Origin of the sequence: Paenibacillus sp. MMS20-IR301, assembly GCF_032302195.1 — a bacterium.
In the GTDB taxonomy this organism is placed as follows: domain Bacteria; phylum Bacillota; class Bacilli; order Paenibacillales; family Paenibacillaceae; genus Paenibacillus_AQ.
Window position 1 is genome coordinate 2,913,359 of record NZ_CP135275.1, and the last position, 19,489, is coordinate 2,932,847.

A 19,489-nucleotide genomic window follows, 5' to 3' on the forward strand; every position below is an offset into this window, starting at 1 on the left:
TGCCACAAGCTATCACAACGTATCCGGTCTTGGCTCGCTGTACGGCTGGTAGAGATAATTCCGGTCCAGCTTAACCACCCGTTTATTGGGGCGGCGGATCATCACCTGGGAGTCATCCCAGGCTAGTACAATTCCTTTCACATCGTTGCTCTCCAGCCCGTCCCGCACGACACGTAGCTTTTCACCGGAGACCCGGTATGCATCCAGTTGCTCATCACTAATCATTGCTGCTCAGAAGCTCCTTTCTGTGTATGGGTTGTCCTTCTGTAATTTCACATCGACCCCTGAATGAACACGTTAAGAGAATAATTGGCTTAGTCTGAAAAAAATATACAGCATTCTCAGGAATAAGGGGGGTTTGGGAGTTCTGGCAAGAAAATAGACGGTCCCGCAATGGTTATTCAAGCTAAAAGGTTAGCGCTACGGACATGAGAGCCGTTATGCCTGCGGAAAGCACCATGTGCTGGTCTTTACGGACACCAGTGTCGTTATTCCGCCTTTAAAGTGGCATTTGGAGCTTAAAAGTGGCAGATCAGGGCTGTCGTGTCCGTAAAGCTGCCAAATGGGCTGATTCTGAGCGGATAAGGGCTGTGATGTCCGTCCCTCGTAATCAGATCTTCTAAAGCCATTCACTCTATTCCTTTCCATTACCCCGCTCTTATCCGGTCAATGAAAAAGACCCAAATGATAAATCATCCGGGTCCAGTTATTATCTTATCATGCCTGTATATCTTATGAAGTTCTATATCAGCGCTTCATTCTTCTCAAACCAGAAGTCAAGAACTTTAGCGGACATTACACGCTCTTCCAAGTATTCTACCTGATGATCAGTGAAATTCTGTCTCCAGTTGAAGGTCAGCTCTTCACACAGACTCGTGATTGTCAGCAGCTCCGACCAAGCGACATACCGTTTGTACCAGAAAAACTGAGGATGTTCGATCATATAGGGATACAAATCGTCAAACTCCGTATGCTTGCAGTCCAGCGCACGTTCGAAGTGATCCTTAGCCTCGGTTAGTTTATCAATAAAAAATTGCTCTGTCACCGGTTCATTCCCCATTGTGACGCCTCCTCTCTCATATCTAATAATTATTATAAAGGAAAACTTATGGGGTGAAAAGCAGATGTTTCAAAAATAGGCTATGTTCCTGTAATTGTCACTTTATCACTTATTCGAAAGTAATGGTGCCCTCACTCAAGGAAGCGATGCTGACCAGCGACTCCAGGCGGATCCCCTGCTCACGGATGGTGCGGGCGCCGGCCTGGAAGCTTTTCTCCACCACAACCCCAAGTCCGACAAGTTCGGCACCCGAGCGCTGGATAATCTTGATCAGACCGCGTGCAGCGTCACCGTTGGCAATAATATCATCAATGAAGAGAATTTTGTCATCAGCCGAGATATACTGCCGGGACAGCATAATGTCTGTTACAATCCCTTTGGTAAAAGACGGCACGCGTTCGCATAAGGCATCGGGGTCGGCGAGCAGTGTTTTTTTGCGGCGGGCAAAGACCAGCGGCACCTTCATTTCAACTGCGGTGGCAAATGCCACGGCAATACCCGAGGATTCCACAGTAACTACGCGTGTAACTCCGGCAGCTTCAAATCTCCGGGCAAACTCCCGTCCCATTTCCATCGTCAGCATAGGATCTACCTGGTGGTTCAAGAGCCCGTCCAGCTTCAGTACCTGATCTGAGATGACGACCCCTTCCTCCAAAATCCGTTGTTTCAATAATTCCATGACTTTGAACCTCCAATACCCTTATTAATCGCAGACGTTCCACTGGAATAACTCCTATAACCCTCAGGCGGAAGTCATGTCCTTCTGTTCCTCATCATAACCTGTACTATGCGGACTGCACAAGGCCAATACTGCCGGGCCGCGATTATATATGCTTCGCAGCATTCAGAGGAGGAGGAACCATGAAGTCACATATCCGCACGCTGCAGATTGCTTTTACTTATATTGGCACCATAGTGGGTGCCGGATTCGCCACCGGCCAGGAGATTCTCCGGTTTTTCACCAGATACGGCCATTGGGCCTTGCTGACCATCCTGTTCTCCACTGCACTGTTTATTTGGCTCGGCACGAAGATGATGGTTATTGCCCGGCGGATTGAAGCGGATTCCTATGAGGATTTCAACCGCCATCTGTTCGGTGAACGGGTCGGCGCCAGCATCAGCCTGTTCACAATGATTATCCTGATCGGCGTGAACAGCATCATGCTGGCCGGTGCCGGAGCCATATTCAAGGAGCATCTCGGCCTGCCCTACCAGGCAGGCCTGCTGCTGACAATGCTTGGCTCATACCTGCTGCTGAAGCGCGGCATTTCCGGCATCCTGCAAATCAACAGCCTGGTCGTTCCGCTTATGCTTACTCTGTCGCTAATCATTGTAATTAATACGCTCGGGGTTCCCGGAGCGGAACGCTTCCTGTTCCTGCCTACAGAGCGCAGCTTCTTCGGGGCCTGGATGTCTCCGCTGCTGTACACCGCCTTCAACCTTGGAATGGCCCAAGCTGTGCTTGTTCCGCTGGCCCGCCATACCGCTGATGAGCAGGCGCTCGTCCGCGGCGGCATTCTGGGCGGGATCGGAATCGGCTTCATGCTGCTGGCCGCCCACTTTGCCATGAGCTCACAGATGCCGGGAATTCTGCAGTTTGAAATTCCGATGGGCAGCATCGCCTTCCGGCTCGGCACTTTCGTGCAGACCATTTATCTCCTGCTGATCTTCATGGAGATCTTCAGCACCTTTGTTGCGGATATCTACGGGGTAAGCGTACAGCTGCAGCAGCGCCTGCCGGTTGCGCCTTCACTAGTAACCCCGCTGCTTATGCTGATCTGCTATGTGTTCAGCCAATTCGGCTTCAGCTCCCTGCTCGGCATCTTCTACCCGATCTTCGGCGCATTGTGCCTGGTGTGGGTCGTCATGCTGCTGCGTGCGCCCATGTCGCCGCCGCAGCGGCCCAAGGATCCCCCTGCAGCGGGTCCGGACAACAAAGGCATTACTATCGTAGCTGTCAAACCGGTGATCCGTATTACACGGAAATAACGGCAGCGGCAGGAATAATTCGTGCAGCCGCCTCCGCCACATGCCGGTGGCAAGTCATCATCACAATCTGCCTGGACACGGACAGCTCTCCCAGCAGGGCAAGAGCCGCGTGCAGCCGGTGTTCATCGAAATTGACGAACAGATCATCGAAAAACAGCGGCAGATTCACCTTGCTGCTCATGGTCTCTGCCAGGGCCAGCCGGATAGCCAGGTACAGCTGCTCCGCTGTTCCCCGGCTGAGCTGCCCGCTGTCCAGCAGGCTGCCGTCCCTGTGCTGTGCCTTCAGCTCTTTATGCCCGAGCGTCATAAGAATCCTGTCATATTCGCCATAGGTCAGCTTGGAGAAATACCGGGAGGCCAGCTGCAGCACCTGCGGCTGCTTCTCCTCCTCATAGATCCGGCGCGTCCGCCCGATCAGCTCGGCAGCGAGCGCCGTTACCGCATATTGTCCGGCCAGCTTGTGCAGCGCCGCCCGCTGCTCTTCCAGCTGCTGCAGCGCCGAGTCCGCCTTGCAGCGTCTCTTCAGCTCCTCCCTCTCCTGCAGCAGCTTGCCGCGCTGCTGGAGCAGGGCACTGCGCTCCTCCTCACAGCGCAACACCTCATCTTCTGCCGCTGCACGCTCCTGCTCCAGCCGCCGGGCATCATGATGTTCAAGCAGTGCAAGCAGCTCTTCCTTGCCTCCGCTCTCCCAGCCGCCAAACATCGCCAGCTCCCATTGCCGGACGGCCCGCGTCAACTCGCTATGCCGCAACCAGGCTGCCGACCGCCTCAGGAAATCCTCACCGTCGGCAGCACCGCCCTCCTGCAGAAGCTTCCGGCTCCGTATATTCAGCTCCGCCTGCTCCTGCAGGTTCGCAGCTAGCTCCTCCTGCACTTCATCCAGCCGGGCACCGATGCTCTCCCTGCGCAGCAGATCCGTCTTCAGCTGATCCCACTGCCGTGAACGCAGATCCAGCCAGGACAAGAGGGACTGGGGCCGGGCCGCTGTTGCTTGACCAGAATGTACTGGCATAGAGAGTGCCGGCCCAGAGGATTGGGATAAAGATTGAGATTGAGACTGAAGTTCAGATTCAGATCCAGATTGAGATTCTGATGGGAATGCCGCTTCTTCAGCAGAAGTGAACCCTCCCAAGAAATCCTCACCATAAAGTGCCGCAGACGGATCATACGGTCTCCCGCTTCCGTCAGGCTGACCGCCTCTGCCGGATGCAGCAGCCTCTGCCTCATTTAGCAGCCTCAGCCCTTCCTGCTCGTAGGCTGAGCATTCGGCGGCAAGTCCGCTCAGCCGGAGCTGCAGTTTCCCCTCCTGGCGGAGCAGCTCATTCCCCTGCTCGGCCAGGGCGAAGATCTCCGGCAGGCTCTCCGGTGCCAGCCCTTCCGGCAGCCCTTTCTGCGTCAGCCATTCTTCATAACGGGTGGCCAACTCGGTGAAGCTGCTCTCCGCCTGTTCCAGCGCTTCTACTAGCACCCGCTCCTCTCCGGTGAGCGCCGCAAGCGCAGTCCGGCAGCTCTCCACTTCGGCTTGCTGCCGGTCTACACGCTGGCGCCAGGCATTCCATGCCTCCATCAGCCGGCGCAGCTCGCGCATGCCGCTCTCCAGCCCGCCGGCGTCAAATCCGCCGGCCCGGTGCCCCCCCTGCTCGCTGTCCGCGAGCAGCAGCCCGCGCAGCCGCAGCATCTCCGCTGCGGCTGCGCCCGTGTCCCCGCCGCCCGGCGTAGGCGGGGAAGGGTCCGCCGCTGCGCGCATGGCGGACCACAGACCTAAGTCCGCGGCGGCCAGCAGGCCGAGCGCGGACCATGCGCTGACCGGCGGCGCCCCGGTCAAGAGCAGCGCAGGCGGCAGCAGCAGCGTCAGCGCTGCGCCTGCCTGCAGGAGGCGCCGGTAGCGCTGCGCCCGGCGCCCGTTCCCGCCGGGGCGGCGCGGGACCTCCGCGCCGCCGCTTGCTGAGCCGAGCTGCGCTTCGCGCCAGCGCTCGGCGGCCTGCTGCAGCTGGTCCCACAGCTGCAGCAGTTCACGCGGGCTGCGCGGAGCCAGGCCCGCGAAGTCGGTAGCGCCAGCGGCGTGCTCGCGCGCAAGCTGGCGCTCGGCGCCCTGCAGCGCGGCAGCCGCTGCAGCAAGCTTGGCGCGGAGGCTGTGCTGCTCCGCGCCCCGCGCCTCCATTTGCCGGTCATACCCGGCAAAGGAGGCGGCGAACCGCCGCGCGGCCTCGCGGTCGGCCGCCGCTGCAGAGAAGGCTGCGAGCTCTGCAGCGCTCCAGCCTGCCCCGATGCTGCGCAGAATACGCTGGAGATGCTCCCCCAGCGACAGCAGCTCGCCGGTAAGCCGCTGGTGCTCGGCATGCTTGTCCTCGTAGCTGCCGCGCCGCTTGTCCAGCGCTTCCAGCAGCGGTCCATGCTGCTGAAGCAGGGGGTCCGGCGCATTACTGGCAAGCTCAGCCTCAAGCTCCTTCTGCAGCCGCTCCAGCCGGAAGGCTGCCCCCTGCAGGCCCCGCAGGCTGCTCTCCAAGGCGCTCCAGCGCTCTGCTCCGTCTTCCGGGAATGCCGGAATCTCCGGCAGGGCCGCAAGCTCAAGCCGGGCCTCGCACCACTTCAGCCACAGCTCCCGGATCTCTGCGGCCTTGCGCAGCTTCAGCAGCTTGTCCTCCGCAGCTTCCCGGCTAACTTTCATCTCTGCAAGTCTCTGCCCCGCCTGCTCCAGTGCCAGCGTATTCTCGTTATATCTCGGCAGATATGAGCGGCTCTCCGCCACTTCCCGTTCCAGCTTCTCGATTGCCTGCAGAATTTTGGCAGCCTCCTGCAGCTTGCCGCGCGGTTTATAGAGCTTCTCGGCCTCCTGGACCAGGCGGCGCTCCGCCTTCATAATATCGCCTCCGCCGCCCATACCGGCATGAAACAGATAGCTGCTCATCTCTCCAGACTGCAGGGTCCCAAGCTCCTGCAGCTCCCCGAGGGATACGGCAAACAGCTGGCGGAACATGCTCCGCGAGACTCCGCCCAGCAGCCGGCGCTCGAGCTCAGCCTGATTCAGCTCTTCCATGCTGCCATCCGGGTGGCTCACTGTAATCTGCAGCTTCTCTGCCCGGCCCGGCCCTTCGCCGCCGGAAGCAAAGCGGCGGATGACCCAGTGTGCACCTTCAGCATCACGCACATTCAGTACCCCGCCGTGCAGGCCGCCATGCAGCGGTTCATAACGTTCAGCTGGATTACTCCGGCCGGGAATCCCGTAGAGCATCGCACGGATGAACTGCAGGGTTGTGCTTTTGCCGGCTTCATTCCGCCCGAACAGCACGGTAACGCCTTCATTCAGTTCCATCCCGCGCTCTGCCAGGCGGCCGTAGCCGCCGATCCGCAAAGATTCAATCCGCATTATGTGTCCCTCCGCTCCAGCACTTCTTCTTCCCTTTCCCTGTACGGCGCGGCTTCTCCGGACTTACCGGCGCCTTCCCGGGCTGCCGGTTCCGCCGGCGCTCCGGCGGATTCATCCATTCCGCTCAGCAGGGTAATGCCGAGCTCGGCCGCACCTCTGAGCCATTCAAGCTTCTCTTCGGCCTGCGCGGAAGACAGCAGCCGGCGCAGCTCCTGGTTCTCCATCAGCGGCCGGAGCGCAGCGGCAACCAGTCCGTCCAGCTCCTGCCCGCTGTCACCGCTCCGCTCAGCCAGCCGCAGCAGTTCGCCCAGGAAGCTGTCCTCCTGCAGCAGCCGCTCACGGTCAACCGCGAGGCCCGTCTCGACCGCGAAGCCTTCGGTCCACACCAGTCCCGCATATTCCTGGCGCTGTGCACGGACCGTCTCCCGCCGCTGCAGCTCAGCGAGCAGATCGTCCGCTGCTCCTTTCTCCGCCAGAATCCGGTGTACGGGTCCCCGTCCGGTCAGGCGGAACCTCACCACTGACATCAGCTGCGGCGTTTCTTCACGGACCGCTTCCACCATATCCTCCACCGCCTGCGTCCACTCCGCTTCGCTATGCAGGCCCTCAATCGCCAGCTCCCGGACCTGCCAGCGGACATAGTCCAGCTCGTGAAACTGCGGCTCAGCAGTTCCCTCTGCATTTACATCCACGATGTAGCAGCCTTTAGGCCCTGTCTCTTTAATGCTGCGGCCCTGGATATTGCCGGGATAGACAATCAGCGGCCGCTCGTGCAGGATGCTGCGTTTGTGGATATGCCCAAGCGCCCAGTAATCATAACCGCTGTATATCAGATCCTTCCGGCTGCATGGAGAATAAGTCTCATGCTCAAGGTCCCCGTCCACATTGCCGTGCAGCAGGGCAATATGGAACAGACCGCTTCCCGGCCGGCGGCTGAACCTGAGTGCCGTATTCTCGGTTACCTTGGCCGTCGGGTAAGAGATGCCGCTGATGACAGCGACATCGCTGCCGCCGCCCCTGAGATGTGCCGTTGCCTGCCCCGGCTCACTGCCCCCGAATACCGTAACATGCCCGGGCGGCTCTGCCGTAAGCCGCGGTCCGTCCAGCGGATCATGATTGCCGTGGATCAGAAACACCTCAATCCCGTGCCGCCCCAGCTCCTCCAGCGCCTCCCGGAACCGCAGCTGCCCCTGCAGCGAAGCATCGGTGATATCGTATACATCACCGCTGATGACGACGAAATCAACCCTCTGCGTAACCGCAACGCGGACAAGCCGCCCGAGGGCGGCGAAGGTGGACTCCCTGAGATAGGAGCGTATAGCCTGCGGCAGATGGGCCAGCCCGGCGAAACGGCTGTCCAGATGCAGGTCTGCAGCATGCAGGAATCGAAAAGGAATCATACAATCACCCTTTCATTCCCGGCTGATACTGCAGGTATGTCTTTTTCAGCTCATTAGCTACACGGGTCAGGGAATACAGGCTTTTCGCCTTATCCCAAGCCGAACGTGACAGCTCATAACGGTAGCCCGGATCACTGATGACTTTCTCCAGCGCTTCCGCCAGCGCCAGCTCATCATCCGGGTTCACCAGCAGGCCGTTCACCCCGTCCTCAATCTGCTCGGGAATTCCGCCCACATTGGTGCCGACCAGAGCCAGACAGCTGAGCGCCGCCTCCGCAAACACTGAACCGAACGCTTCAGCGCGTGAAGGCAGAACAAAAATATCAAAGAACGGCATGAATTCTTCCGGATGCAGGGTATAGCCGTAAAAAATCGTTTCATTATAAATTCCCAGCTCCTGAGCCAGCCGCTCCAGCTCCCCCCGGCTCGGCCCGTCGCCGATAATATGCAGCACATATTCATGCCCGCGCTTCTTCAGCTCGGCACAGGCCCTGAACAGGGTGTCGATTCCCTTGGCCGGAACCAGCCGGGTCACTGTAACCAGCTGCGGAATATCGTTATCATGCGGCACAGGCTTGAATCTTTTCTCGTCGAATCCGTTCGGAATGACTCCGATGCTCTCCGGTTTATCTATATAAGGGGCCAAATAGCGGGCAAAAGCATGCGACACCGTCATCAGCCGGTCACTGACCTGCTCAAGCTCGCGGTATATCGAAACCAGGAACCGGTGCTCAAGCCCCCCTTCCTGAATGACTCCGTTCAAAATCAGCTCGCGTTCATAACTGGAATGCAGCGTCTGAATAAGGGGAACATCAGGATAGATCCGCTTCATGGCAAGGCCGGCAATCGGATGATGGGCATGAATCAGATCGTAGCTTTTACTCATCCGCAGCTTGGTCCACCAAATGTAATCACGGTAGGTCTGAATATATTTTTGCACAACCGGACTTTCCCCGTACTGCGCCCAGTCGAACGTCTCAAAGACAATTTCCTCACGGCCTTTACCCCGGATCCGTTTGGGCAGCCAGAACAAATCCATCTCCCAGCGGCTGGACCGGAAGCGTTCCTGCAGATACGGAATCATGGAAGATACACCACCGGGCTGCTCCGGCGGGAAGAATAGCGCTTGCAGCAAGTTCATAAGGTCCATCCCCTTTACAATTGCCCTGATTACGGCGAGACCCGGCAATTATGATATAGTAGTGTGTATGTACAATTACAGGTACGCTATGGGTCCCATACTTTGATTTTATCGGTAACGACCTGAAACAGCAACTAAGATGACAGCTTTACTTATCTTGGATTACGACTAGAGGAGAATGAAGTATGAATGAAGAACGGCTGCCTGCCGCTTACACCGCTAATGTTACAGAAATGCTGGGGGATGCGGCAGACGCTTTTCTGGAGAGCTATGAGGCACGGCGGACCCAGGGTCTGCGGTTCAACGGTTTAAAAAGCAATTCCGCATCCGGCAATACGGCTGTGAAGCAGGCAGTATCCCAGTTCAGCCTGACGCCGGTGCCGTGGTGCCCTGCAGGCTATTATTATGAAGAACCCGCCCGGCCGGGCCGCCATCCTTATCACACCGCCGGACTATATTATATTCAGGAACCCTCGGCAATGTCCGCAGCAGAGCTGCTTGGAGCGCTGCCCGGGGAGATTATTCTGGACCTTGCTGCAGCTCCAGGCGGCAAAACGACGCATATCGCCGCTGCAATGCAGGGGCAGGGACTGCTCGTCTCGAACGAAATTCATCCCGAACGGGCCAAGATACTGGCGGAAAATGTGGAACGTCTCGGCATCACCAACGCTCTCGTTACCTGCGGAACCCCGGGTGAACTTGCGAAGCGGTTCCCTGAGGTATTCGACCGGATTATGCTCGATGCCCCCTGCTCCGGTGAAGGCATGTTCCGCAAAGATCCGGATGCCATCCGCGAATGGTCGCCGAAGCATGTGGAGATGTGTGCAGCAAGACAATGGGATATTCTGCAGGATGCCTACCTGATGCTGAAGCCCGGCGGCACGCTGGCCTATTCCACCTGTACCTTCAACCGCCGGGAAAATGAAGAGACGGTCGAACGGTTCGTACGCGCTTATGCCGATATGGAGCTTATTTTGACCAAACGTCTGTGGCCGCATTTAGAGAAAGGCGAGGGCCATTTCGTTGCTGTACTGCGCAAGGCTGACTCAGCTTCCGGGACTGGGGCGGGGGCAGATAACCGCCCAGCCCGGAACAGACGCGGTGAACGTGAGCGTGACCGGGGCAAATCCGGTCCGAGAACTGCCGCCTCCGTGCGGGGGGCCTTACAGCAGTTTACGGAGTGGGCGGCCGCCGAATTGCCTGGCTTTGCCGGCCGCGGCATTCCGCTGCTCTTCGGCGAATCGCTGTACCTGCTGCCCGAAGCCTTCAATGACCGTCTGCACACCGGCATGCTGGACGGCCTTAAGGTGCCGCGGGCCGGACTGCATATTGCCCAGCTGAAGAAAAACCGGATTGAGCCTGCCCACGCTCTGGCGATGGCGCTTCAGCCGGACCAGGCTGTGCGCAGCTATGATCTGCCTGCAGGAGGACTGGAGATCCAGGCCTGGCTGCGCGGCGAGAGTCTGCCCGTTCCCCCCGGGCTGCACGGATGGACACTGGTAACTGTAGACGGCCTGTCCGTGGGCTGGGGCAAAGCCAGCTCCGGCCAGCTGAAGAATCATCTGCCCAAAGGCCTGCGGATGATGAAAGCCCATATTGACTGAGCTTAGGCTGCTGACCAGTTCGCGTTGCCTCCCGAGGCATATGATGTCATTATCCCAGGAAGGCCCGCGGCAGGTGAAGCGCGGCTTGGGGCACAGACATGAACCAAGGGAGGAATCAGACATGGGTGCAGTTGTTCCAGGCTACACATCGACCGGTGCGATATTGGTGCTCTTCATATTGCTCGTTATCATTTCCCGTTCGTTGTTTGTCTAATTCCGCTTAAGGCTGAATCACGCACGAACATCAAGCAGTCCTGCCGCTTCTTCAGGAGCGGCAAGGCTGCTTTTTTGCTGTAGTCCACAGCTTCCCTAACACAAAAAAGCATAACCCGGAGCCGCCCGGCCCAGAATTATGCTTTTTAATCTCTATACTGCTCTCTGTATCGTTCTCTCTATTGCGCTCTATGCTGCTCTCTACATAACCCTTTCTCTATTGCCGCTCGCTGGCGGCGCGCTCTTCGCTTTAATGGGATGCTGCAGAAGCATAATACTTACGGAGAAGCTCCTCCGCCGGTTACAGCAGTTGGATAAAGTACACTTAATCATTCCAGCTTTGCTAATTTGCCGACAGTAAGTGGATTTTTGTCATTTAATTCAGCCCATTCACCGGAAACTCGGTCAATATATCCGAATTAAATGCCTTTTTTCCAATTAATATCCCAAATCTGGAATTCCAAGCAAATTTAAGTGCTGTTTTTCCACCTAACTCTTCACCAGACCCTCTTAACCAGACAGTACTCATCAGACATTCCCGCCGCACATGGGCAATCTCTGGCCCCGTCTTAAGACAGACAGTATTTCACCAGCGCATCGCGTACGCCATGCTCATTATTGCTGCCGGTGATGGCATTGGCTGCCGCTTTGACCTCAACCGGCGAGTTATCCACTGCAATGCCCATTCCAGCATACGTCAGCATCGAAATATCATTATAATAATTGCCAATGGAGAGCACCTGCTCCTGCGCAATGCCCAAATCTTCCGCCAGTTTCTTAAGTGCATTGCCCTTGGAGGCTTCAGGATGCATGAAGTCCACGAAGAATTCTCCGCTGCGCAGAATGTTGTACTGTCCGCCCCAGGCAGCCCATTCGCGCTGCGCCTCATCCAGAATATCAGACTGGGTAAATACGGTAAATTTCACGATCGGTTCGCGGAAGTCCTCCCACGCCGGCAGTGAGGCAGGCATAATCCGGAAATGCTCATACATAAAGGTAGCTTCCTTGGTCAGGTTCTCCACATTATCGGCATACATATCAAACGCAGTATTGACGTCAAAATGAATGTTATGCTTCCGGCAATACGCGATATACGGGTCAAGCCCACGGGCATCCATGCCGTATTGGTGCAGCACCTTGCGGTCCTCTACTGCTACAGTTGCCGCTCCATTATGGCTGAGCACATACCCCGATAAGCCCAGCTCTTCCATGAACGGAATCGAGTTCTGCGGACTGCGTCCGGTACAGAGTACGATCTGCCCGCCCTGGCGGGTAACCTCGGCAATAGCCTCTTTATTCTCCGTGCTTAACTGATGATCGTCGTTCAGCAGTGTTCCATCCACATCCAGCGCGATTAATTTATATCTCATACCCCACCATCCTTCTCTGTCTGTATACTGAAGCAACCTAATTTACAGCTTACCTGAAACCCGTCAACTAAGCCCCAGCTTATATCACTGACTATGTAAATCCTGGCCTCAATAGGCTCTCCCTTATCCGGAAGCAGCCCTGCTCTGCGTTTATGCCTCCGGCCCTCCACGCCGCAGCAGCTCCAGCTCCTCAGATGACAGTTCCCGGCAGGCGCCCAATGGCAGGCTCTCATCCAGCTTCAGCTCACCCATGGCCACCCTTTTCAGGAATACTACCTTTTTCCCTACAGAGATGAACATCCGTTTCACTTGATGAAATTTACCTTCCGTAATCGTCAGCGAGATATAGGACAGAATCCGGCTGCCCCGTTCCCTGTTCAGAATGCTTAAGTCTGCCGGCAGCGTCACATACCCATCCTCCAGCTCCACTCCTGCGGCAAAAGCAGCCACATCCGCCGCATCGACCTCCCCTTCGACGGTTGCCTCGTAGGTCTTCGGGACATGCTTGCGCGGAGACAGGAGATCATGGGCCAGCTTGCCGTCATTGGTGAGCAGCAGCAGTCCTACCGTATCCTTGTCCAGTCTTCCGACCGGAAACGGCTCGAATTGCGCATGCTCAGCTTTCAGCAGATCCAGCACCGTCCGGTCACGCTTGTCCTCGGTGGCCGACAGGACCCCAGCCGGCTTATTCATCATCAGATAGATGAATTCCTTGTAGACTACCGGCTCACCGCCTACTTCGATCCGGTCCTGTCCAGGGTCGACATGAAAGCCGCTGTCCTTGACCACTGCCCCGTTCACCGTGATCAGACCCTGCTTGGCCTGCTTGCGGATGTCGCTGCGTGAGCCGGTCCCCATATGCGACAGCACTTTATCAATCCGCTGCTTCTTGCCTGAATTTCCTTTACTCATTGCTTAAGTCCACCTCCAGCCTGCAGGATATTCGTTCTTCAGCATGCCATCCTGCCACTTCCCCCAGCCTGCACTGAAGCCGTCAATGCAGACCAGCGTGTAACCTTTGGACGCATGTCCATCTTTCACTTTCAACCGGTCTGCCGGGATCAATAAAGTCTCACCCTTCAGATAAGACACCGCTTCTCCGCTTGTACCGGACAGCGATACGCTCCGGCTGCATTCTTCAGGATGCAGCGCTGTAGCCAGCGGATGGCCGGGAATGAATCTGCCGCTCTTGATTTGTCCGGCGTACCAGCCTGGCCGAATCGTCTTCAGCCCGTCCAGCGCTTCACGCGGCAGTGGTGAGAGATACAGATGATCCCCGAACCATACCGGATAACCTGGCGGCAATGTTCCAAGCAGCTCCCCGATAAAGTCTGTATACGCTGCGAACGCTGCCCCTTCGCCTGTTCCCTGGTGCTGCCGTCCGCCCCGCTCTCCGCCAGTCTTACCCGCACTGCTGCGGCCGCCCTTACCGCTTCGCCCGCTTTCGCCCTTACCGGCCGGTGCTTTGGCAGGGGAAGCTTCTCTGGCCCCTCGGGCACGCGGAGCTGCTGCGAGGGCCTGTTCTCTTCCGCTGTCTACCTCTGCGGCTATATTCAGGCTTCCGTCATGCCGCAGCACCGCCATGAAATGCCCTTCGCCTTTAACCTTATGCGGCCACAGCCGCGCGGCACCGGGCAAGGGGCCTAATCCCGCAGTAAATGAACCAGTTCCGGGGACAGGAACCAGCGAGTACTGCGGATATGCAGACAGAAATTCCGCAATCATCTCCTCATTCTCTTCCAGCGCGAAGGTACAGGTTGAATAGACCATCGTTCCGCCCGGCTGCAGCGCTGCCGCTGCGGATCTCAGAATCTCCCGCTGCATCTCCGCATATTTGGCCGGTGTTCCCGGCTCCCACTGCTTCACCATATCTTCGTCCTTACGGAACATGCCTTCACCCGAACACGGCGCATCAATCAGAATCCGGTTGAAGAATCCCGGGAAGGCTGCAGCGATCCGCTCCGGACTCTCATTCAGCACAATTCCGTTACGGACACCATAGAGCTCAAGATTCTTGGCCAGCGCCTTGGTCCGCTCCGGGTGCAGATCATTGCTGATCAACAGGCCCTCACCCTGCAGCTTGGCTGCAATCTGTGTAGACTTGCCGCCCGGTGCAGCGCACAGATCCAGCACACGGTGTCCCGGCTGTACATCCAGCAGCTCGACCGGAGCCATTGCACTCGGCTCCTGGATATAATAGAGCCCGGCATGATAATACGGATGCTTGCCGGGTCTCTCCCCCACTTCCGTATAGAAGCCGGACGGGCACCAGGGAATAGGCTCAAGCACAAAGGGCGAGCGCTCCCGCAGCTCATCCACTGATATCTTCAGCGTATTGACGCGGATTCCCCCGTAAGGTGCTTGATTATAGGTATCAACATAAGCTTCATACTCATTTCCCAGCAATGCCTTCATGCGTTCCATGAAAGTTCCGGGCAGTTGTGCTGCCATGATGTCTTCCTCCTGCTCAATAACAAAATAACCCCACAAAGTGGGGCTTTCGCGCTGATGATTACTCAGGTACTTTGCGGGGGCCCCGAAACATGTAAACTCTTGTCTTTCTTCCCCAATTTGAAATCACTATTATATATCCGGCTCACGGCCAGTATTCATTCATTCTGATTGCGCTTAGCCCGCTCCGGCCGCTGCGGTCCGCGGCGCTGGGGAAGCTGCGGCGCAATAGACCCTGAAGCTGCTCTGACTGCCTCTTCCAGCACCGGGTCCACTAGCCGGATCGTCAGATCATAATAGGTGAAGGGATGCCCGTGATATTGCTCAAGCCGGTCAGCATACTCTCCCGCTGCCCGGGCCAGCCCCTCCAGATCAATCCCCAGTGTAACCGGCGGGTAGCCGCGCAGCACCTCACTTGACTGCTTCAGCATAATCAGAGCACCGCGCACATTGCCGTTCCGGAAATGATACAAGCCTACGGCTACCTGCAGCAATGCTTTGTATAGCGGGTCACGCTGCTGCTCCAGCCATAATTCCTCAAGCACTTCATGACATTCGAAATAATCCCTGTCCCGGTTAAAGTAAATGAGATAGGCCAGATACAGCGGCTCAAAGGCCATCCGGCTGACTGCCCTTCTTGGCATTGCCGAGCAGCTCCCGCACATGATCCAACAGTTCCTTCATCGCATCCATATCCTGTGCCTGCCAGATGGCATTGAACCGCTCCTGGCTCTCAATTGCCTCATTCACAAGGTGATAGAAGTACAACTGGTGGATAGCCTTCAGCAGTTGAGTTGTCATATTTGAATTCTCCTCGAAGGTCTTCTGGGCTTCCAGAATCTCTTCGCGGATGCTGGACATCTCGCTGTCGAGGATCGAGGCTGCTTCCGCTGCCGTCTTGAGGCGTACCCGCATTTCATCCGGGAGACTCTCGCGGTATTTATAATTCAGCGAATGCTCGATGGTTGCCCAGAAGTTCATCGCCAGTGTGCGGATCTGAATCTCGGCAAGTACAATCTTTTGTCCGAGCGCCGTCTGCACCGGATATCTGATGATCATATGGAAGCTGCGGTAGCCGCTTTCCTTATAGTTGGTGATATAATCCTTCTCATATAACACTTCAAGGTCCTTGCGGGCACGGATATATTCCGCCACTCTGCGGATATCCTCGACGAACTGGCACATGATGCGAATGCCGGCGATATCCTCAATGCCCGTTTCCAGATCCTCCATTTTTACGTTTAACCGCTTGGCCTTTTCGAGTATGCTCGACAGCCGCTTCACGCGTCCCGTTACGAACTCGATCGGGGTATATTCTTCCCTCTTCTTAAGTTCCGAGCGCATTGTCTTAAATTTAACCTTCAATTCCTCCACAGTCTGTTCATATGGAAGTAAAAAAGTTCCCCAGTCCCTGACGTCCATCGCCTTGTCCTCCTGTCCATTCATCCTTCAGTGATGATCAGCGCCCACCGCTTCTAGGATATGACGGAAACCGTCCCGCCGCAGCAGCTGCCGCAAACCGGCATGCACTTTGCGGTTTACCTCCGGCCCTTCATAGATGAGTGCTGTATAAATTTCGACCAGGCTTGCGCCTGCCCGGATTTTGTCGTATGCATCGCGAGCGGTAAAAATCCCGCCAGACCCGATAATCGGCAGCTTGCCGCCGGTCTGGCTGTAGATCCTGCGGATAATCTCCGTAGAGCGGTCGCGCAGCGGCTGGCCGCTGAGTCCTCCCGTTTCCCCCGCTTTATCACTCTTCAGCCCTTCACGGACCAGCGTTGTATTCGTGGCAATCACACCGTCCATCCCAGCTTCCGATATCGTATGTACCATATATTCCAGCTCAGCGTCGCTGACATCGGGAGCAATCTTTACCAGCAGCCCTTTGGCATTACCCGTCTTCTCCCGCTGCAGCCTCATCTCCTCGTTGACCTGGCTCAGCAGGTGCGAGAGCTCGCTGCCATGCTGGAGACTCCGCAGATCCGGAGTATTCGGCGAGCTGATATTGACCACAAAAAAATCACCGTACGGATATAGCGTACGGATACACTGGCGGTAATCCTCATGCGCGAGCTCGTTCGGGGTGGTCTTGTTCTTGCCGATATTGACGGCTACCGGAATCCGGCGCTTCTTCAGCGCATTCAGACGTGCAGCCATCGCTTCAGCGCCTTCATTATTGAAGCCCATCCGGTTGATGAGCGCCTTGTCAGGCAACAGCCTGAACAGCCGCGGGCTGTCATTGCCCGGCTGTCCCAGCGGCGTCACCGTGCCTACTTCCATGAATCCAAAGCCTATGGAAGAGAATCCGCCGATGGCTTCCGCATTTTTATCCAGCCCGGCTGCCAAGCCTACCGGAGTGGGGAAATGTACACCAAACAGGTCAACCGCAAGATCGCCTGTCTCCGGAACACCGTACATGAGGCGCATTGCCGCACTTCCGCCCGGAACCAGATCCGCCTTATTCAGTCCGCCTATGACGAGATGATGCGCCTTCTCGGGGTCCATTTTAAAGAAAATTGGTTTACCAAAATGTCGATACAGCACCGTTCTCGCTCCTTTAAGGGAACCTTAATACCTACTGCGACTCCCGTATCTATATGTCTCTTCTTAATTTTAGCCGTTTCCGGGACAAAAGAAAAGTTTTTTGCCGGGCAGTTTGTTCGCAGCCTGTCCGCAGAGTATAGTAATTTTCCTGCAAACGCATTACAATGTAAGGGTAATCACAGATAAAGAGAGAAAGAAGGATGACGATATGTCCACTAAACGCAAACCACCTACCCTGCAGCAGAAAAAAGAAGAAGTGAACCGCAAAGCAATCCTCTGGATTAGTGCAAGCCTGGTACTGCTGATTGCGCTCATAGTTGTATTATTTATCGTAGCCGGAAACTAATTTAACCAATGGTACACTTTATGGGGGTTGGTCTGATTTGGAGACGTATCGTCAGGGAACCGGTCATCCGGGATTACCAGCTCCTCAGGCAGAACCCCTTTACTAATCTGCACCTTGGTACCCATCGGGGCCATGGCAAACAGCTCCTCAACATCCTTGCGGTTCATCCGTATGCAGCCCAGCGATTCATCCTTGCCGATACTGTCCTGATCATTGGTCCCGTGTATCGCATAATTGCTGTCCGATAGCTGCATGCCGCGGCTGCCGAATTCCCCGTTATCGCGTCCGTTCGGGTTGACCACCTTGTCCGAAATAACGAAGTTCCCTTCCGGTGTGCGTTCACCGCCAAGCCCGACTTCATAGTTCCGCAGAATAATGCTGCCGCTGGTCAGAGCCAGGCGGTGTTTTTGTTTATCTATAATAATAGTAAGCGGTCCGGTAAAAAAGGGCTGTCCGCCCCCGCCTGCTCCGTTAACTGCTGCCGGTATGCCTGTACCCGTCTGCCCTTGCCCGGAAGCACCGGCAGCCGGAGCAGCCGTGCCTTGCGGTGCAGGCAGGCCAAGCCCTGCCGCCGCACTGCGGAGCGGGGCGAATTCCTCTTTCATCAGCGGCGTCACCGCACCCAGCCAGTTCGCCGGGAACGGCTGGACCAGCTGCTCCAGCGATTTCGGAAGCGCCCCTTTGCTGTTCTTATATGTACGCACAGCACTCCATAGCACGGCAAGCTCCTCCTGCTGCTCCTGCCAGCTGGCGGCCTGCTGCTTAATCCCCTCCGCATCCGGCGGCTGGCAGTCACAGGCTGCAGGATTATAGGACTGGTAGGTTACCCGTCCCTCCCTGCTCTTCTCGATTGTAGCTGCAAGCGGCAGACCCTTGGTCCATATCAGCCACTTTCCGGAACGCTTCATGCCAAGCATCGCCGTGGCTGAAGGTGTCTGCGCACTCTGCAGGATGCCGGCCAGCCCCTGGCTGCCGGACACTGCATCCGTGCCGGCAGCCGTGAAGGCGAGGCCCGCCGGTTCATCCGGTGCAGCCGTTTCCTCTGCCGCATTTCCCGGCGGGGCTTCCGGCAGCGCGGAAGCACTATTTGAAGTAAGTCCGGCCAGGCTATCCTGCGTCAGTTCAGGAGCTACGGCAGCCGGAATAAGCAGCAGGAACAGCAGCAGGAAGGCCAGCAGGATACGGCGCTTCCTGAGCCTGCCTGCCTGGCGCTCCCGGGCAGACTGCAGCAGCCCGTCCTCATATTGCTTCAGCATCTCTGCGGGCACCTTGCTGTGTTCAAACGCTTCATAGACTTCCCCGGCCTGATTGAAGCAGTAGTTGGCTTTTCCCTGCTGGCCATTCTTATAGTATTCCTTGCCGAGCAGATACCATGCCATCTTATTATCAGGGTGCATCTGCACATATGCTTTAAGATGCTGCGTATTTTTCACGTTGGCCTCCGGAACAGATAATGGATAAATATTTATTTAGCTTGAACTGGAAAGCTATATGTTGATTTAGATTACCTGCTGAGCAAATCAAATGTGGCGTTGGAGCAGGTTATAGAGGGCCAATGCCATCTGTCTGGTTCAAATACAATCCCAAGCTGATCCTTAACGGACGCCACAGCCTTTATTCGCTCAAAAAAGGTCATTGAGGCGGACTTAAGGACACGACGGCCTTTATCCGCCGCTTATCATGGGCAAACTCCGCTTTTCCGGTGAAATAACGGCGCTCATGTCCGTAAGACCGGCACTCCGGTACCTTTCTGCAGGCTTAACGCCTCTCATGTCCGTAACGCTCAGCTAGTCCCTTGAACAACCGTTACGTGACTGGCTACTTTCTTAACCGGTGGCCAATTCAGTCCATTTACCTGCGCGGCAGCTCATTGCACATGATTTTCAGCTTAAGGGTGAGACATCCGGCCGCTGCTGTTCCCGGATTTTTTGATCATTCATTACTGCTGTTCATGGTGAACATCCGGTACGCAGGCGGTCACTGGCTTCCCTGCCGTTCCAAGCT

The 19,489-nt window shown here is 56.5% G+C and carries 17 protein-coding genes; 4 read left to right on the plus strand and 13 right to left on the minus strand.

Annotated elements, in window-relative coordinates; all coding sequences use genetic code 11:
• Positions 1-12: 12 nt before the first annotated feature.
• The 3 genes from LOS79_RS12935 to LOS79_RS12945 form a co-directional block, all read right to left on the minus strand.
• Positions 13-225, minus strand: coding sequence for a hypothetical protein (locus tag LOS79_RS12935; protein ID WP_315420242.1), 213 nt, complete (start codon positions 223-225; stop codon positions 13-15).
• Positions 226-742: 517 nt separating this feature from the next.
• The gene (locus LOS79_RS12940) at positions 743-1,060 is read right to left on the minus strand and encodes a hypothetical protein (protein WP_315420244.1); all 318 of its coding nucleotides are present in this window, start codon (positions 1,058-1,060) and stop codon (positions 743-745) included.
• Between the two features lie 109 nt (positions 1,061-1,169).
• Positions 1,170-1,739, minus strand: a complete 570-nt coding sequence (locus LOS79_RS12945; protein ID WP_315420246.1) for a xanthine phosphoribosyltransferase — start codon at positions 1,737-1,739, stop codon at positions 1,170-1,172.
• A 182-nt stretch (positions 1,740-1,921) separates the two neighbouring features.
• Here LOS79_RS12945 and LOS79_RS12950 point away from each other — a divergent pair, with 182 nt between their 5' ends.
• The gene (locus tag LOS79_RS12950; protein WP_315420247.1) at positions 1,922-3,049 is read left to right on the plus strand and encodes a YkvI family membrane protein; all 1,128 of its coding nucleotides are present in this window, start codon (positions 1,922-1,924) and stop codon (positions 3,047-3,049) included.
• On the opposite strand, the gene LOS79_RS12955 is transcribed toward LOS79_RS12950, so the two are convergent.
• Genes LOS79_RS12955 through LOS79_RS12965 form a run of 3 tightly spaced genes read right to left on the minus strand, consistent with a single transcriptional unit; the run spans position 3,036 to position 8,957 of the window.
• Entirely contained in the window at positions 3,036-6,416 is a 3,381-nt protein-coding gene (locus LOS79_RS12955; RefSeq protein ID WP_315420249.1) for an AAA family ATPase, read from the minus strand. The genes LOS79_RS12950 and LOS79_RS12955 overlap by 14 nt on opposite strands.
• The gene (locus LOS79_RS12960; protein WP_315420251.1) at positions 6,416-7,816 is read right to left on the minus strand and encodes a metallophosphoesterase family protein; all 1,401 of its coding nucleotides are present in this window, start codon (positions 7,814-7,816) and stop codon (positions 6,416-6,418) included. Before LOS79_RS12960 ends, LOS79_RS12955 begins: the two co-directional genes overlap by 1 nt.
• Positions 7,817-7,820: 4 nt before the next feature.
• Entirely contained in the window at positions 7,821-8,957 is a 1,137-nt protein-coding gene (locus LOS79_RS12965) for a glycosyltransferase family 4 protein (RefSeq protein WP_315420253.1), read from the minus strand.
• Positions 8,958-9,142: 185 nt separating this feature from the next.
• Here LOS79_RS12965 and LOS79_RS12970 point away from each other — a divergent pair, with 185 nt between their 5' ends.
• On the plus strand, positions 9,143-10,561 hold the full coding sequence (locus tag LOS79_RS12970) for an RsmB/NOP family class I SAM-dependent RNA methyltransferase (RefSeq protein ID WP_315420255.1): 1,419 nt from the start codon (positions 9,143-9,145) through the stop codon (positions 10,559-10,561).
• Positions 10,562-10,682: 121 nt separating this feature from the next.
• A complete protein-coding gene (locus LOS79_RS12975; RefSeq protein ID WP_315420258.1) occupies positions 10,683-10,775 on the plus strand; it encodes a YjcZ family sporulation protein in 93 nt (30 codons plus the stop codon).
• Positions 10,776-11,343: 568 nt separating this feature from the next.
• Here the strand turns inward: LOS79_RS12975 and LOS79_RS12980 are convergent.
• From LOS79_RS12980 to LOS79_RS13005, 6 genes are all read right to left on the minus strand, one after another.
• A complete protein-coding gene (locus LOS79_RS12980) occupies positions 11,344-12,144 on the minus strand; it encodes a Cof-type HAD-IIB family hydrolase (RefSeq protein WP_315420261.1) in 801 nt (266 codons plus the stop codon).
• Positions 12,145-12,294: 150 nt separating this feature from the next.
• Positions 12,295-13,056, minus strand: coding sequence for a pseudouridine synthase (locus tag LOS79_RS12985; RefSeq protein ID WP_315420263.1), 762 nt, complete (start codon positions 13,054-13,056; stop codon positions 12,295-12,297).
• A 3-nt stretch (positions 13,057-13,059) separates the two neighbouring features.
• Entirely contained in the window at positions 13,060-14,595 is a 1,536-nt protein-coding gene (locus LOS79_RS12990) for an RsmB/NOP family class I SAM-dependent RNA methyltransferase (protein WP_315420266.1), read from the minus strand.
• A 158-nt stretch (positions 14,596-14,753) separates the two neighbouring features.
• Complete coding sequence (locus LOS79_RS12995; RefSeq protein WP_315420267.1) at positions 14,754-15,239, minus strand: DUF309 domain-containing protein; 486 nt, start codon at positions 15,237-15,239, stop codon at positions 14,754-14,756.
• Positions 15,205-16,017 (minus strand): GTP diphosphokinase, encoded by an 813-nt coding sequence (locus LOS79_RS13000; RefSeq protein ID WP_315420269.1) that lies wholly within the window; start codon positions 16,015-16,017, stop codon positions 15,205-15,207. The genes LOS79_RS12995 and LOS79_RS13000 overlap by 35 nt, the downstream gene beginning before the upstream one ends.
• Before the next feature lie 27 nt (positions 16,018-16,044).
• Complete coding sequence (locus LOS79_RS13005; protein WP_315420271.1) at positions 16,045-17,139, minus strand: quinone-dependent dihydroorotate dehydrogenase; 1,095 nt, start codon at positions 17,137-17,139, stop codon at positions 16,045-16,047.
• Positions 17,140-17,347: 208 nt separating this feature from the next.
• On the opposite strand from LOS79_RS13005, the gene LOS79_RS13010 reads away from it, so the two are divergent.
• Positions 17,348-17,485, plus strand: a complete 138-nt coding sequence (locus tag LOS79_RS13010; RefSeq protein WP_315420274.1) for a hypothetical protein — start codon at positions 17,348-17,350, stop codon at positions 17,483-17,485.
• Here the strand turns inward: LOS79_RS13010 and LOS79_RS13015 are convergent.
• On the minus strand, positions 17,482-18,918 hold the full coding sequence (locus LOS79_RS13015) for a L,D-transpeptidase (protein WP_315420276.1): 1,437 nt from the start codon (positions 18,916-18,918) through the stop codon (positions 17,482-17,484). The two genes, LOS79_RS13010 and LOS79_RS13015, sit on opposite strands and share 4 nt — an antisense overlap.
• Positions 18,919-19,489 lie beyond the last annotated feature (571 nt).

What these genes read in the sequence shown, in the direction of transcription:
- LOS79_RS12970 (WP_315420255.1), top strand. Translation starts at nt 9,143, where the DNA reads ATGAATGAAGAACGGCTGCCTGCCGCTTACACCGCTAATGTTACAGAA.
- LOS79_RS12985 (WP_315420263.1), bottom strand. Translation starts at nt 13,056, where the DNA reads ATGAGTAAAGGAAATTCAGGCAAGAAGCAGCGGATTGATAAAGTGCTG.
- LOS79_RS12940 (WP_315420244.1), bottom strand. Translation starts at nt 1,060, where the DNA reads ATGGGGAATGAACCGGTGACAGAGCAATTTTTTATTGATAAACTAACC.
- LOS79_RS13010 (WP_315420274.1), top strand. Translation starts at nt 17,348, where the DNA reads ATGTCCACTAAACGCAAACCACCTACCCTGCAGCAGAAAAAAGAAGAA.
- LOS79_RS12975 (WP_315420258.1), top strand. Translation starts at nt 10,683, where the DNA reads ATGGGTGCAGTTGTTCCAGGCTACACATCGACCGGTGCGATATTGGTG.
- LOS79_RS12960 (WP_315420251.1), bottom strand. Translation starts at nt 7,816, where the DNA reads ATGATTCCTTTTCGATTCCTGCATGCTGCAGACCTGCATCTGGACAGC.
- LOS79_RS12955 (WP_315420249.1), bottom strand. Translation starts at nt 6,416, where the DNA reads ATGCGGATTGAATCTTTGCGGATCGGCGGCTACGGCCGCCTGGCAGAG.
- LOS79_RS13000 (WP_315420269.1), bottom strand. Translation starts at nt 16,017, where the DNA reads ATGGACGTCAGGGACTGGGGAACTTTTTTACTTCCATATGAACAGACT.
- LOS79_RS12945 (WP_315420246.1), bottom strand. Translation starts at nt 1,739, where the DNA reads ATGGAATTATTGAAACAACGGATTTTGGAGGAAGGGGTCGTCATCTCA.
- LOS79_RS12980 (WP_315420261.1), bottom strand. Translation starts at nt 12,144, where the DNA reads ATGAGATATAAATTAATCGCGCTGGATGTGGATGGAACACTGCTGAAC.
- LOS79_RS12950 (WP_315420247.1), top strand. Translation starts at nt 1,922, where the DNA reads ATGAAGTCACATATCCGCACGCTGCAGATTGCTTTTACTTATATTGGC.
- LOS79_RS12965 (WP_315420253.1), bottom strand. Translation starts at nt 8,957, where the DNA reads ATGAACTTGCTGCAAGCGCTATTCTTCCCGCCGGAGCAGCCCGGTGGT.
- LOS79_RS12995 (WP_315420267.1), bottom strand. Translation starts at nt 15,239, where the DNA reads ATGCCAAGAAGGGCAGTCAGCCGGATGGCCTTTGAGCCGCTGTATCTG.
- LOS79_RS12990 (WP_315420266.1), bottom strand. Translation starts at nt 14,595, where the DNA reads ATGGCAGCACAACTGCCCGGAACTTTCATGGAACGCATGAAGGCATTG.
- LOS79_RS12935 (WP_315420242.1), bottom strand. Translation starts at nt 225, where the DNA reads ATGATTAGTGATGAGCAACTGGATGCATACCGGGTCTCCGGTGAAAAG.